Source organism: Streptomyces coffeae, from assembly GCF_016741875.1.
Classification (GTDB): domain Bacteria; phylum Actinomycetota; class Actinomycetes; order Streptomycetales; family Streptomycetaceae; genus Streptomyces; species Streptomyces coffeae.
The window spans coordinates 1-380 of sequence record NZ_JAERRF010000219.1 but is presented as its reverse complement, the minus strand read 5'-3'; the positions used below and the strand labels follow the sequence as shown (position 1 = coordinate 380).

General features: G+C 67.1%; 1 protein-coding gene. It reads right to left on the bottom strand.

Annotation, left to right across the window (positions count from 1 at the left end; all coding sequences use genetic code 11):
* The coding region (locus JK363_RS41745) for a roadblock/LC7 domain-containing protein (RefSeq protein WP_201883532.1) at window positions 1-380 on the bottom strand (380 nt) is incomplete at both ends.

The following is a 380-nucleotide window of genomic DNA, read 5'->3' as shown; positions in this document are numbered from 1 at the left end:
CTGCCTTGCAGTTCGGCGCGGAGGTCCGGGGTGAGGACGTTGCCCGCGCGGTCGACCAGCAGGGCCATCTCGTAGCCGACGAGGCCGATGTCGCACTCGGGGTGGGCGAGGACCGCCAGGGACGATCCGTCGGAGACGGACATGATGAAGAGGAAGCCTCGTTCCATTTCGACGACGGTCTGGTTGACCGCGCCGCCTTCGAAGATGCGGGAGGCTCCGGCGGTGAGCGAGGTCAGGCCGGAGGCGACCGCCGCCAGTTGATCGGCTCGGTCACGGGGGAAGCCTTCGGACATCGCCAGAAGGAGTCCGTCGGCGGAGACCACCACCGTGTGGGACACCCCGGGGGTGTTGTCCACGAAGTTGGTGATCAACCAGTTCAG